Genomic DNA, 13185 nt, shown 5'->3' with positions numbered 1-13185 from the left:
TCGAAGCTGCCGGTCGGGTTGATGAAGTATTCGGTTTCGCGCAGCAGCACCGGCGGGATCACGTCGGCAATCACGCTCTTCACATAGGCTTCGAGTTCGGCCTGCTTGGCCGGGTCGTTCTCGTCGTAGCCTGCCTTGTGTTGCGTCGAGACGACGATGGCGGTGGCCGCAACCGGCAGCGAGCCTTCATAGCGCAGCGTGACCTGGCTCTTGGCGTCGGGTTCGAGGAACGGCGCGGCGCCGGAATGGCGATCGGCGGCCATGCGTTCGAGAATCTTGTGGCTGTAGTAGAGCGTCGCCGGCATCAGGCCCGGCGTTTCATCCGTGGCATAGCCGAACATGATGCCCTGATCGCCCGCGCCCTCGTCCTTGTTCTCGCCAGCATCGACGCCCTGCGCGATGTGGGCCGACTGGCCATGCAGGCGGTTGATGAACTCGAACTTCTCCCAGTGGAAGCCGTCCTGCGCATAGCCGATGCGCTTGACCGTCTCGCGCACGGTCCGCTCGATCTCTTCCTGCGCGCCCGGAGCCCATTCACCGTTCTCATACACGCCCTTGCAGCGGATTTCGCCGGCAAGAACGACAAGCTGCGTCGTGGTCAGGGTTTCGCAGGCGATGCGCGCTTCGGGATCCTTGGACAGGAACAGGTCGACGATCGCGTCGCTGATCTGGTCGGAAACCTTGTCCGGATGGCCTTCGGATACGGATTCGGAAGTGAACAGGTAATCGGTGCGCATCGAGAGTCCTATGCCAAGAGGGCCTGTGCTTTGAGACAAGCGATATAAAGAAAGCTTTATGTCCCTGCCCGCTTAGCGTTTCCGCGTGGCACTTGCAACCAGTGCAACGAAAAGAAGCGCTACTGCCCACAAAAGGGCGAGCATGTTCCCGGTGCGCGCAAACAGTGTCGCCGCATGGGCGGGAGGGATCACGCCGTCCAACCGGCCGGCGCGATGTTGCGGCACGAACTGACGGACGACGCCATCGGCATCCACGACCGCGCTTATGCCGGTCGTGGTTGCCCGCAAGACCGGCAACCCCTCCTCTATTGCGCGCATCCGCGCCTGCGCCAGATGCTGCGGCGGCCCCCAGGCGCCGAACCAGCCATCATTGGACGGATTGAACAGGTAATCCGGCCGATGCGCGCGATCCACCACCTGTCCCGAGAAGATGATCTCGTAGCAGATCTGCACCCCGGCCTTGCCATATCGGCCCAGATCGAGTGTGCGAGGCCCAGGCCCGGCGAAGAAATCAAGGCTGCCCGCAACCAATCGCGACAGACCCAGCGGTTCGAGGAGTGAGCGCATCGGCAGGTACTCGCCATAAGGAACGAGATGCGCCTTGGCGTACGAACCCTTGATGGCCCCGTCAGAGTCAAGCGCCGTCACCACATTCCAGGCGCCCGCCACCTTGCGCCCCTCCATGGCAAGATCGGTCGTTCCGGTCAGCAGCAGGCCACCTATGCCGGCGACCTTGCCGAGCCGCTCTCGCGCCAGCACCGGGTCGCCGGCATAAGTCGTCTCGTCGTACCAGAACTGGGAATAGCCCTCGCGCAGAAAGTCCGGCACGCCGCTTTCAGGCCAGAGCAAAAGGCGGTTCTCGCCGGGCTTGCGAGTCAGAGAGAGCCTCGCCGTCTTCTGGAACTGATTCTCGAAATTGGCGGGATCGTTGAGCAGGTCCTGGCGCACATCCGGCTGGACCAGCGTAAACGGCAAGGTCCCTTCAAGCCGCTCGCCATGAAGTGGCAGAACCATGAGCACAGCGGGGCCGAGCAAGTAGGCACCCGCAGCCCATTTTTGTCCCTGTCGGAAGGACCGGAGCGCAAAGAGCCACCATCCGGCCAGCAGGACGACAAGCCCTGACAGGGCGTAAGTTCCCAACCATTGTGCAGCGAGGGCGAGCCCGGGGCGCTCGAAACCGCCCAGTGTCACCATCGCCAGCGGGTTCCACGCAAACCCGGTGAAAACCCACGAGCGCAGCCATTCAGACACGATCCACGCCGCGGCAAAGGCCGGCAAGAGCATGGCCCTGCGGGTGTTTGCCAGCCACCAGCCACCCCACGTTGCCAAGGCCGGGAATACCGCGAGGTAGAGCGCAAGCAGGAATACCGCGATCCAGCCAAGCCAGGTTGGCATTTCCGCCTGATAGGTGAAAGCCGTGGCGATCCAGCCATTGCCGACGGTGAAATGCCCGACACCGAACAGCCAGCCAGTGAGCAGCGCCTGCCGCCAGGTCTTTACCACATGCAGGCGGTGGATCAGGAACGCGAGGGCAGCCAGCGTCAGCGGCCACAGGCCCAACGGCTGAAAACCGCAGGCAGCAAGGCCACCAGCGGCAATGGTCAGCAGGCTGTCACGCGAAGGAAGGCGAGCCGGAAAGCGGGGGGAAAAGCGGGAAGCTGTCATGCCTTCCTGCTATGGGGTGCGCCGGGAGAGACCGCAAGCGGCCCATCCCGGCGTCACCAATCAACCCTCTGCAGGCTCGGTCGCTTCGGCGACCGGAGTCTTGCGCGGACGGCCTCGCTTCTTGGGTGCAGGAGCAGTGGCCTCTTCGGCACCGGGCTCGGGGGCAATGGGTTCTGGGGCCGGTGCTGCAACCGGAGCAGGCTCGGCCTCGGCCTTGGCGCTTATCGATGGTGGCAGGAACGAGGCATCCAGCGTCGCCGGTGCTTCGTCAGCCGCAGCCTTGGCGCCGCGCGGACGCCGCTCGGTGCGCGGGCGAAGCCCACGTGTCGCCCGGGTCACGAACGGATTGTCGTTGGCATCGGCAATCGGCTCACCCTCGATGGCCGGAACACCTTCACCGGGCAGAGCCTCGGCAGGTGCCGCTTCCGCATCGGCATCGCGGCTGCGATTGCGCTCGAACCGGCGGGCGCCCTCACGACGCGTGCCGCGCTCTTCGGAACCGCGATCGTCGCGCTGCCGGTCTTCACGGGGGCGCTCTTCACGCTGGCGGTCGTCACGGGGGCGGTCGTCACGGGGGCGATCCTCGCGATCGCGGCGACCTTCATAGCGGTCACCACGGTCCTGGCGTTCGCCCCGATCCTGACGTTCACCACGATCTTCGCGGTCTTCACGCTCGCGCCGGGTGGAAACCGGACGGTCGAACGCGGGAAAATCACCTTCAACGCTGAATTCGTCCGCGCCTTCCTCGGTGTCCTGATCCTGCCAGCGCTCGCCGCCGTTCTGGCGGGCGCGCTGCTCTTCCTGACGGAGGCGGGTGTCGGCGATCACGCGGAAATAGTGGTCGGCAAATTGCAGATAGTATTCGGCCTGCACGCGGTCGCCATTCAGGTGGGCGTCCTGCGCGAGCTTGCGATACTTCTCCAGCATCTGGGGCGCATTGCCCCGCGCACGGCTGTCGATCCGGTTGAGCTGCTGACCACCGTTCTGGGGGCGATTGTTGTTGCCCCGACCGCGACGGCGGTTGTTACCACGATTGTTATTCAACTCAGGCACTTCCTTAAATGGGGCGGCCTCTCGTAAAGCTTGAGCAACCCGTAATGCCGCGCAACCCTCCGCCACCGGTTCGCGTCATGCGAATCGGAGTTCCCAGCATCTGCGCTCGTCCCGGCCCCTTTGGCCGATATTCCCTGCAAATGGTGGATTTGGCCGGGACGGGAAGCCTTCGTCCGTCCCCTGCCTAAGAACACAATTAGTGATCCGCAGGTCCCTTGCCAAGAGGAATATTGGCAGAAACCGCCATTTCGACCGCCCTTTTTCGCCCTGCCAGATCGCAATGGACCCGCGCGGACATCCCGGCCCCACGCGCTATGTCTGTCACGGCGTCGGCTTGTGTCCAGCCGATCTCGACCAAGGCAATACCCCGCGCGGTCAGGAGTGCAGGAAGCTGCGGCACCAGAATGCGGTAATCGTCCAGCCCTTCGAGGCCGGAAAACAGCGCGGATGCTGGCTCGTACTGACGGACCGATGCATCGAGATTCGCGTGTTCCTCGACATAAGGCGGGTTCGAGAGGACCAGGTCAAACCTGCCCAGACCCTGCGCCCAATCCGTCTGTGTCCAGTCGCCTTCAAGGATTCGCGCGGACGGCGCATGGCGTCTGGCATTCGCTTTCGCCACAGCCGAGGCTTCGGGAGAGCGCTCGATCGCGATGCCTTCGGCGTCCGGCCATAGCGACAGCGCCGCCAGCAGCAGAGCGCCCGAGCCTGCTCCGAGATCGAGAATTCGCTCGGGTGGCGCCTCGCCGGCAAACGCCTCACGTGCCGCCTCGATCAGCGTTTCGGTATCGCCGCGCGGGATCAGGACGGCGGGGCTTACGGCAAGCTCGATGCCATAGAACTCGGCAGTGCCGGTAATATAAGCAACCGGCTCATGGCCCGTCCGCCGCTCGACCAGCGCATCGAAGCCATCGGGCACCGCCGCCGCCATGTGCCGCAGCAGCAGATCGGTCCGCGAACAGCCCAGCGCATGCGCCATCAGCACTTCGGCATCGAGGCGGGCCGTGTCCGATGTAGCGGAAAGCCGGTCGGCGGCGGCGCGCAGGGCCTCGGCAACCTTCACTTGGCGCTGTTACCCATCCATCGCCGCCAGCCGCTTGGCCTGGTCCTCGGCGATCAGCGCGTCGATCAGTTCGGCAAGGCCGGGGCCTTCGAGAATCTCGGGCAGGCGGTGCAGCGTCAGGTTGATGCGATGGTCGGTCACGCGGCCTTGTGGGAAATTGTAGGTGCGGATGCGCTCGGAGCGGTCGCCCGATCCGACCATCGCCTTGCGCGCCTCGGCCTCTTCGCCCTGGGCAGCATCGCGCTGCGCCTCGAACAGGCGGGCGCGCAGGACCTGCATTGCCTTGTCCTTGTTCTTGTGCTGGCTGCGTCCGTCCTGACAGGTGACGACCGTGCCGGTGGGCAGGTGGGTGATGCGCACGGCGGAATCGGTGGTGTTGACGTGTTGGCCGCCTGCGCCGCTCGCGCGGTAGACGTCGATCTTGAGATCCTTGTCCTCGATGCGCACGTCCACCTCGTCAGGCTCCGGCAGCACGGCGACGGTCGCCGCGGAAGTATGGATGCGGCCGCCGCTTTCGGTCACCGGCACGCGCTGCACCCGGTGCACGCCGCTTTCGAACTTGAGCTTGGCGAAGACCCCGCTGCCCGTGACGTTGGCGACCACTTCCTTGTAGCCGCCGAGGTCATTGGCGTTGACCGAGACGACCTCGACCCGCCAGCCCTGCTCGGCGGCATAGCGTTCGTACATACGGAACAGGTCCGCAGCGAAGAGCGCGGCCTCGTCGCCGCCGGTGCCAGCGCGGATTTCGAGCATGGCCGGGCGGCTGTCCGCCGCATCGCGCGGCAGCATGGCGATGGCGAGGCGGTGCTCGGCCTCCGGAAGTTCGGCATTGATCCGCCGCAGTTCCTCGTCCGCCAGTTCGCGCATGTCGGGATCGTCCAGCGTGGCAAGGCTGACCAGTTCGGCGCGCATGTCCGCAATCTCGCGGGCGACGCGGGCGACCGGTTCCAGCTCGGCATAGTCCCGGCTGGCGGCAATGAACTCCGCCCCCTCCAGCGTACCCGAAGCCAGCCGCGCCTCAAGCTCGGCAAAGCGATTGGCGATCTGGGCAAGGCGGGCTTCGGAAACGCTCACGCGACCACCCTCACGTCGTCATGCTGAACTCGTTTCAGCATCCAACCCTCCGCAAACACCGTCCGTGGATGGGTAGAGATTGACCCAGAAACAGGTTCAGGGTGACGGAGTTTGCGCAGCGCAGACACAGCCAGCAACTAGGACCGTGCCTGATAGCTTTGAACGGTTGCTTCAAGCGCCATGCCGAACACCTCGTTACCCCGGTTCTTGGTTCGGCGCTCAATCTTTCCGTCCTGCACAACCAAGGAAATGATGCTCTTGGGATCGGACTTTACCGCTTTGTCGTAGCGCTTACGGGGCGAACCCGTTGCCACCAGTTCAGTTGCGAAGCCTCCCCTACGCAAGAACGCGCAGATTGCATGTCCATCCAAGAGTGCTTTGTCGTCCTCGACCACGACAATGACGTCGGCCTTGGCCTCGCCCTTATCCCCCACCAGCATCGCCAGCCGCTCGATCCCGGCCGCCCAGCCCACCGCCGGTGTTGCAGCGCCGCCCAGCGCTTCCATCAACCCGTCATAGCGGCCACCGCCGAGCACGGTGCCCTGCGCGCCCAGCCGGTCGGTCACGAACTCGAACGCGGTGTGGCGGTAATAGTCCAACCCGCGCACCAGAGTCGGCGCGCGGGTCCAGCTGACACCCGCCGCGTCGAGTCCCGAAGTGACCTTCGCGAAGAAATCCTGCGCTTCGCTCGAAAGGTAGTCGTCGATCTTGGGCGCGTCGGCGGTGAAGACCTTGTCGCGGGGCTCCTTGCTGTCGAGAATCCGCAGCGGATTCTTGGCCAGCCGCTCCTGAGAGTCCTCGGAGAGTTGGTCCTTTGCCCCCATGAAGTATGCCACGAGTTGGGAACGCCACTTCTCGCGGCTTTCGGCATCGCCCAGCGTGTTGAGCTGTAGCGTCACGCCGTCCGCGATGCCGAGCTCCTTCAGCAATTGGTCAGCCATTACAAGCAGTTCGACATCCGCCTGCGGCTCGCCCGCGCCGATGATCTCGGCGTCGATCTGGTGGAACTGGCGGTAGCGGCCCTTTTGCGGCCGCTCATAGCGGAACAGCGGCCCATGCGTCGCAACCTTCAGGGGCGCATACTGCTGCCAGCCATCGGTGATGAAGGCGCGCGCGATTCCGGCGGTGAATTCGGGCCGCAGCGTCAGCGATTCCCCGCCGCGATCCTCGAAAGAGTACATTTCCTTCGACACGACGTCGGTCGTCTCGCCCAAGGACCGGCTGAAAACCGCCGTCTTTTCAAACACCGGCATTTCCACGCGGCGGAAGCGGTAGAGCTTGCGCACCCGCTCGAACGTCTCGACGACGAAGGCAAAGGCCTCGGCGTCGGGGCCGAAGATGTCCTGGGTGCCACGGATGGCCTGCGGTGTCTGTGTGCTCATGGAGCGCGCGATTAGCCCGAAAGCGCGAAAACGGAAAGCGGTCAGAAAAAGGTGGGCGACAATGGTTGCGAATGTGACGGCTTCGCGCCATTAACCGGTCCATGAAGACGACGCTCGCGGCAGCCCCGCTCCTCCTCGCCCTTTCCGTATCAACTCAGGCTCTTGCGGCAAATTCTGCGCCCATGGCCGTGCCGATCCAGCAGACCGTGCCGGACGCACAGGACGTGGCCTATCCCGGCGTGATGACGCTCGATATCGACGCGAGCGACGTGGCGCGCGGTGCCTACAAGGTCACGCAGACCATCCCCGTTGCCTCGGGCGCGAAGGAAGTGATCCTGCTCTACCCGCAGTGGCTGCCTGGCAACCATGGCCCGCGCGGTCCCTTGGCCGAACTGGTCGGCGTGCAGTTCTTCGTCGATGGCAAGCCGGTGGAATGGAAGCGTGACCGGGTCGAGGTCTATGCCTTCCACGTCATGCTGCCGGCCGGCGCCAAGGAAGTCGTCGCCAAGCTGATCCACACCTCGCCGCTGCAAAGCGCCGAAGGGCGCATCACGATGACGCCCGAGATGCTCAACCTGCAGTGGGAGAAGATGAGCCTTTATCCGGCAGGCCACTACGTGCGCCGCATCCGTGTGAAGCCCACCGTAACCCTGCCGCAAGGCTGGACGCCCGCCACCGCTCTCGACGGAATGAGCATGAGCGGCAACCGCGTGACCTGGGCCGAAACCGACTACGAGACGCTGGTCGATTCGCCGATCTTCGCCGGCAAGTACTTCAAGAAGTGGGACCTCGGGCAGAACGTCACGCTCAACGTCGTGGCCGACAAGCCTGAGCAGCTCGAAGCCAAGCCGGAACACATTGCTGCCCACAGCGCCCTGGTACAGGAAGCGAAGCTGGCATTCGGCGCCAACCACTTTGACCATTACGAGTTCCTCCTCGCCCTGTCCGACAAGATCGGCGGCATCGGCCTCGAGCATCACCGGTCAAGCGAGAACCAGCTGGAGCCGGAAGCCTTTACGGAGTGGGCCAAGCAGGAATGGGACCGCAACCTGCTACCGCACGAATATGCACACTCGTGGTCGGGCAAGTTCCGCCGCCCGGCGCGCCTGTGGACGCCCGATTATCGTCAGCCGATGCAGGGTGACCTGCTGTGGACCTACGAAGGCCAGGACCAGTTCTGGGGGGCAGTGCTTGCCGCGCGTTCGGGCATGCAGGGCAAGGATACGGTGCTCGGCATGCTGGCAGCGTGGGCCGGCGGCTTCACACAGCAGCCGGGTCGTGACTGGCGTTCGGTCGAGGATACAGGCTTCGATCCCGTCTTCGCCTCGCGCAAGCCCAAGCCTTACTCCTCGCTCGCCCGCAATGAAGACTACTACACCGAAGGCGCGCTGGTCTGGCTCGAGATCGACCAGATCCTGCGCGAAGGCACCGGCGGCAAGAAGTCGATCGACGATTTCGCCAAGGCGTTCTTCGGCATGAATCCGGGCGACTATGGCCAGATCCCGTTCGAGGTGGACGAGATCGTGACCAAGCTGAACGCGCTCTACCCCTATGACTGGGCCAAGCTGATCGACACCCGCATCAATCAGCCGGGCCAGCCCGCGCCGCTGAACGGAATCGAGAAGGGGGGCTACAAGCTTGTCTGGAAGGAGGAGCCGAACCCCTACATGAAGGCCGCAATGGACTTCGGAAAGGGCCTGAGCCTTGCCAACTCGGTCGGCATCTCGCTTGACAAGGACGGCAAGGTTACCGGCACCCGCTGGGACAGTCCGGCGTTCAACGCCGGCATCGTGACCGGCACGCAGATCATGGCAATCAATGGCACGGCCTACAGCGCTGATGACATGAAAAAGGCGGTCACTGCGGCAAAGGGCGAAAAGGGTCAGCCCCTCGAACTGCTGGTCAAGCGCGGCAACCGGTTCGAAACGGTGAAGATCGATTACAAGGATGGCCTGCGCTACCCTTGGCTCGAACGTGTTGCACCGGGCAAGGCGCCCACCGGCCTCGACCTGCTGCTGACGCCGAAGCGTCCGGGCGCGGCTGCGGCGAACAAAAAGTAAGCCTGTGAGCCGTGACGGCGTCACGCTGGGAAACCGGCTGGCGCCACCGCGCTTCGTCCTGTTTCTTGTGCTGCTCCTGGCCGCTTTCTGCGGCTACTGGCAGATCCCCGGCGCAAACCAGATTGCCGACGCGGCAGCATTGAGTTTCGATCTCGCAGCAGGCGTCTTCCTGCTTTCTTTGCTGCCGCTGCTGCGAGACAGCGACGTAACGCAGATGCGCGCCCACGCCACGGCGAACGATGCCAATCGTGTGCTCGTGCTGGCGATCACCACGATCGTGACCATGGTGGTCCTTGCCGCCATTTCCGGCGAGCTGCCACGCGCCTCGGGCGGAGACCGGTTGGCCATGGTCAAGCTCGTCGGCACGCTGCTGCTGACTTGGCTGTTCGCCAACTCGGTCTATGCCCTGCACTATGCGCACCTGTTCTACACCAGCCGCGATGGCAAGGACGCCGGTGGGATCGACTTTCCGGGCACGAAGACGCCCGACTACCTGGACTTTGCCTATTTCAGCTTCACGCTCGGCATGACCTTCCAGACATCGGACACCGAGATCACCAGTAAGACGGTGCGCCGCATTGCCACGCTGCACTCTTTCGCGGCGTTCGTGTTCAACATCGGCGTGATTGCCTTCACCATAAACGCGCTAGGATAGGGGTTTCGCCATAAGTCTTGTTGCGGTGCAAAAGCGGCTTCGCTAGGGGCGGCGCATTCTCTCCACCCAATGAACAGGGCCAAAGATGCGCATCGACATGATTCCCACCGGTGACAATCCGCCGGAAAGCCTCAACGTCATCATCGAGGTTCCCGTCGGCGGCGAGCCGGTCAAGTACGAGTTCGACAAGGCATCGGGCGCGTTGTTCGTCGACCGCATCCTGCACACGCCGATGCGCTATCCTGCCAACTACGGCTTCGTGCCGCACACCCTTTCACCCGATGGCGATCCGCTCGACGCACTGGTGATCGCGCGCTCGCCGTTCCTCGCAGGCTCGGTCGTCCGCGCCCGTCCGATCGCCGTGCTCAACCTTGAGGACGAACATGGCGGCGACGAGAAGCTGGTCTGCGTGCCGGTCGATTCGACCTTCCCGTACTATTCGGACGTGAAGGAACGCGAGGATCTGCCCGAGATCGTGATGCAGCAGATCGAGCACTTCTTCACCCACTATAAGGACCTGGAAAAGGACAAGTGGGTTCGTGTCGGCACCTGGGGCGGCGCCGATGATGCAAGGCGCATCACGATCGAAGCGATCGAACGCGCAAAGTCGGCCAAGGGCTGAGCTTTACAAGCTTGCGCAAGATGGAGGGCGCGGGGTCTGCCGACCTTGCGCCCTCTCTCGTTTCAATCGCCCGCCACGCTCATGCCGTCGATACGCAGGGTTGGCGTATCGATGCCCCGGTAAACGTCGAGGTCGTCAGCTGCGGTCAGTGCAGCGAACATATCGATGAGATTCCCCGCCACCGTAAATTCTGCAATTGGCCCCGCCAGTTCGCCATTCACGATGCGGAAGCCCGAAGCCCCGCGGCTGTAGTCGCCAGTCACGCCGTTGACGCCCTGCCCGATCAGTTCGGTGACATAGACGCCATCGGCAATGTCGGCCATCAGCTGGGCCGGCGTGACAGTGCCGGCTTCGAGTACGACATTGCTGGACGTCACGTGCGGCGCGCCCGACGACCCGCGCGAGGCATGGCCAGTCGGCATTGCTCCCAGCTGGCGTGCGGCGGCCGAATCCATGAGCCAGCCGGTCAATTGTCCGGCATCGATCAGCTTGCGCGGTGCGGTGGGCAGCCCTTCGCCATCGAACGGGCGCGAGCGCATACCGCGTAGCGCCAACGGATTGTCCGAGATAGTGATCGCACTGTCGAACAGCTTCTGGCCATCGCGATCGAGCAGGAAGCTGGCGCGACGGGCAATCGAGGCTCCGCTCATTGCTCCCAGCAGATGGCCGACCAACGAATTGGCGACGCGCGTGTCGAACACGACCGGCATCGGGCCGGACTTGACCCGTCCTGGATTCAGGCGGCGTACGGCCCTCTCACCCGCTTCGCGACCGATGTCGGCAGGGCCTTTGAGGTCCGCGGCATAGCGGGTGCTGCGCCAGGAGTAGTCGCGCTGCATGTTGCCGCCTTCGCCAGCGACGACACTTGCCGAGATGCTGTGGCTGGAGGCGGCATAGGCACCGGAGAAGCCGTGGCTGGTGGCCAGTGCGAACAGCCCGCGGCCAGCGCTGGCCCCGCCGCCCTCGCTGTTGGTCACCCCGGGGATGGCGCGGGCGGCTTCTTCGGCTTCTTCGGCGAGGCGGCGAAGGTCTGCGGGGCTGCGTTCGGTCCCGTCATCAAGATCGAGGTCGGGGGCGAGACCCTGCAGCAGGAGTTCTTCGGGGGCGAGACCTGCAAACGGGTCTGCCGGAGCGAGCCTTGCCATGGCAACGGCCCGGCTGGCCAGTTCATCGAGCGCAGCGTCGCCTAGATCGGTTGAGCCGATCGAGGCCGATGCTCCGCCGACAAAGACGCGCAGGCCGATGTTTTCGGACTCGGACCGTTCCACATCCTCGAGCGCGCCAAGACGGACCGAGACCGATTCCGAAGAGTTGCCAAGGTAGACGGCATCGCCCGCATCGGCCCCGGCACGGCGCGCACGTGCGATCAGCGCTTCGCAGCGCTCCTGGGCTTCGGCGGGTGACAGCATGAACAGACCTTTTCGCAAGCGGGAAGGCTGCGGGGTCTAGCGCCCTCAACGGGCGGGGGCAATCTATAGGTCAGGAAGCCGACTTCGGTTCAGAATAATGCGGCAAGCGCCTTGAAGATGCCAGTAATCAGGAATGGCAACAGCGCCGCTAGCGCCCAGACCCTGATCTGGTCTCGCTTGAATGCCGCGGCGAACGCCATGTCATGCGCCTGGTCGTCGCTCAGATGCTCCCAGCGGCGCTCGAAATGGCGGAAAAGCGGGATGATGGCCGCAACCAGCACCACCAGCACGAAGACTGGAAGGATCGAGGCGCTCTGGTCCTGCAGCTCGTGCATGGTGACGAAGATCTGCAACGCGGTGTAGACCAGCAGCCCGTAGGCAACATTGTTGCTCATCTTCTTGCGCCAGTCGATCGCCGCGGACTTTGCCGCCTGCGAATGGAGGGCCTTGTTCATGGCTCCGTTCCTTGTGCTACCCTGCTCCGAAAGCAGTAGATCATGCGGCAGGCGAACCTGCAAGATCAATTCCAATCTGGAGTGTTCCGCCGAGGCACGCCTTGCGCATTCACGTCTCGACAAGGCAGACCATGCATAAATCCTGCCAAATGCGCGGCGCGGGGTTTGCCGCATCGCGATGAGGCGTTAATGGAAGAGCCAAGCGCCTGAAACTGCAGAGCCGAAGCGATGACCGTGATCGAAAAGACTGCCGCACCCGCGAATGCCGCCCCGCCGATCCCGCAGGGCGGGCTCGAAGTCGTGTCGATCGCCAAATCCTATGACAAGCGCGCGGTTCTCACCGACATCTCCCTTTCCGTTGGCAAGGGCGAGGTGCTGGGCCTGCTGGGCCCCAACGGCGCGGGAAAGACCACCTGCTTCTATTCGATCATGGGTCTCGTGCGCCCTGATTCGGGCCGCATCCTGCTCGATGGTGTCGATATCACCAAGCTGCCGATGTACCGGCGCTCAATCCTCGGCCTCGGGTACCTGCCGCAGGAAACCTCGATTTTCCGCGGCATGACTGTCGAGCAGAACATTTCAACCGTGCTCGAACTGATCGAGCCGGACAAGGCGACCCGCGACTCCGAGCTTGAACGTCTGCTCGACGAATTCGGGCTGACCCGGCTGCGCTCCAGCCCGGCCATGGCGCTTTCAGGCGGGGAGCGCAGGCGCTGCGAGATCGCCCGCGCCTTGGCGGCGCGCCCGTCGATCATCCTGCTGGACGAGCCCTTCGCCGGGATCGACCCGCTTTCGATCAGCGACATCCGCCATCTGGTAAAGGACCTCAAGGGGCGCGGTATCGGCGTCCTGATCACCGACCACAACGTGCGCGAAACACTCGATATCGTGGATCGCGCCTGTATCATCTACGGCGGGCAGGTACTTTTTGCAGGCAGCCCCGAAGCGCTTGTTGCCGACGCCAACGTCCGCAGGCTCTATCTGGGCGAGGGTTTCACCCTGTGAGGCAG

At 64.0% G+C, this 13185-nt stretch carries 12 protein-coding genes; 4 read left to right on the top strand and 8 right to left on the bottom strand.

Annotated elements, in window-relative coordinates:
* From AX703_RS16045 to hisS, 6 genes are all read right to left on the bottom strand, one after another.
* Positions 1–737, bottom strand: a 737-nt coding sequence (locus AX703_RS16045; RefSeq protein ID WP_304439899.1) for an S-adenosylmethionine synthetase N-terminal domain-containing protein, incomplete at its 3' end; no start/stop codon positions are given.
* A gap of 72 nt (positions 738–809) precedes the next feature.
* Complete coding sequence (gene lnt, locus AX703_RS16040) at positions 810–2402, bottom strand: apolipoprotein N-acyltransferase (protein WP_082734642.1); 1593 nt, start codon at positions 2400–2402, stop codon at positions 810–812.
* Positions 2403–2462: 60 nt separating this feature from the next.
* Positions 2463–3455 (bottom strand): DUF4167 domain-containing protein, encoded by a 993-nt coding sequence (locus AX703_RS16035; RefSeq protein WP_369821031.1) that lies wholly within the window; start codon positions 3453–3455, stop codon positions 2463–2465.
* A gap of 196 nt (positions 3456–3651) precedes the next feature.
* Positions 3652–4518: a peptide chain release factor N(5)-glutamine methyltransferase gene (prmC, locus tag AX703_RS16030; protein WP_062345443.1), complete on the bottom strand. Its 867-nt coding sequence runs from the start codon at positions 4516–4518 to the stop codon at positions 3652–3654.
* 9 nt (positions 4519–4527) lie between these two features.
* Positions 4528–5592, bottom strand: a complete 1065-nt coding sequence (gene prfA, locus AX703_RS16025) for a peptide chain release factor 1 (protein ID WP_062345441.1) — start codon at positions 5590–5592, stop codon at positions 4528–4530.
* Positions 5593–5729: 137 nt separating this feature from the next.
* On the bottom strand, positions 5730–6974 hold the full coding sequence (gene hisS, locus AX703_RS16020; protein ID WP_062345439.1) for a histidine--tRNA ligase: 1245 nt from the start codon (positions 6972–6974) through the stop codon (positions 5730–5732).
* Between the two features lie 101 nt (positions 6975–7075).
* Between hisS and AX703_RS16015 the strand changes: the two genes are divergently transcribed.
* The 3 genes from AX703_RS16015 (at position 7076) to ppa (ending at position 10311) form a co-directional block, all read left to right on the top strand.
* A complete protein-coding gene (locus AX703_RS16015; RefSeq protein WP_062345437.1) occupies positions 7076–9034 on the top strand; it encodes a M61 family metallopeptidase in 1959 nt (652 codons plus the stop codon).
* A 4-nt stretch (positions 9035–9038) separates the two neighbouring features.
* The gene (locus tag AX703_RS16010) at positions 9039–9689 is read left to right on the top strand and encodes a DUF1345 domain-containing protein (protein WP_062345434.1); all 651 of its coding nucleotides are present in this window, start codon (positions 9039–9041) and stop codon (positions 9687–9689) included.
* 85 nt (positions 9690–9774) lie between these two features.
* Positions 9775–10311: an inorganic diphosphatase gene (ppa, locus tag AX703_RS16005; protein WP_039333549.1), complete on the top strand. Its 537-nt coding sequence runs from the start codon at positions 9775–9777 to the stop codon at positions 10309–10311.
* Positions 10312–10373: 62 nt separating this feature from the next.
* Here the strand turns inward: ppa and AX703_RS16000 are convergent, their stop codons facing one another.
* Both AX703_RS16000 and AX703_RS15995 read right to left on the bottom strand, forming a co-directional pair.
* The gene (locus AX703_RS16000; protein ID WP_062345432.1) at positions 10374–11720 is read right to left on the bottom strand and encodes a TldD/PmbA family protein; all 1347 of its coding nucleotides are present in this window, start codon (positions 11718–11720) and stop codon (positions 10374–10376) included.
* Positions 11721–11809: 89 nt separating this feature from the next.
* Complete coding sequence (locus AX703_RS15995) at positions 11810–12175, bottom strand: hypothetical protein (protein WP_062345430.1); 366 nt, start codon at positions 12173–12175, stop codon at positions 11810–11812.
* A gap of 228 nt (positions 12176–12403) precedes the next feature.
* On the opposite strand from AX703_RS15995, the gene lptB reads away from it, so the two are divergent.
* Complete coding sequence (gene lptB, locus AX703_RS15990) at positions 12404–13180, top strand: LPS export ABC transporter ATP-binding protein (protein ID WP_039333545.1); 777 nt, start codon at positions 12404–12406, stop codon at positions 13178–13180.
* Positions 13181–13185: the final 5 nt, after the last annotated feature.

The organism is Novosphingobium sp. CCH12-A3 (assembly GCF_001556015.1).
Lineage (GTDB): Bacteria > Pseudomonadota > Alphaproteobacteria > Sphingomonadales > Sphingomonadaceae > Novosphingobium > Novosphingobium subterraneum.
This window is presented reverse-complemented; position numbering and strand designations above follow the sequence as displayed.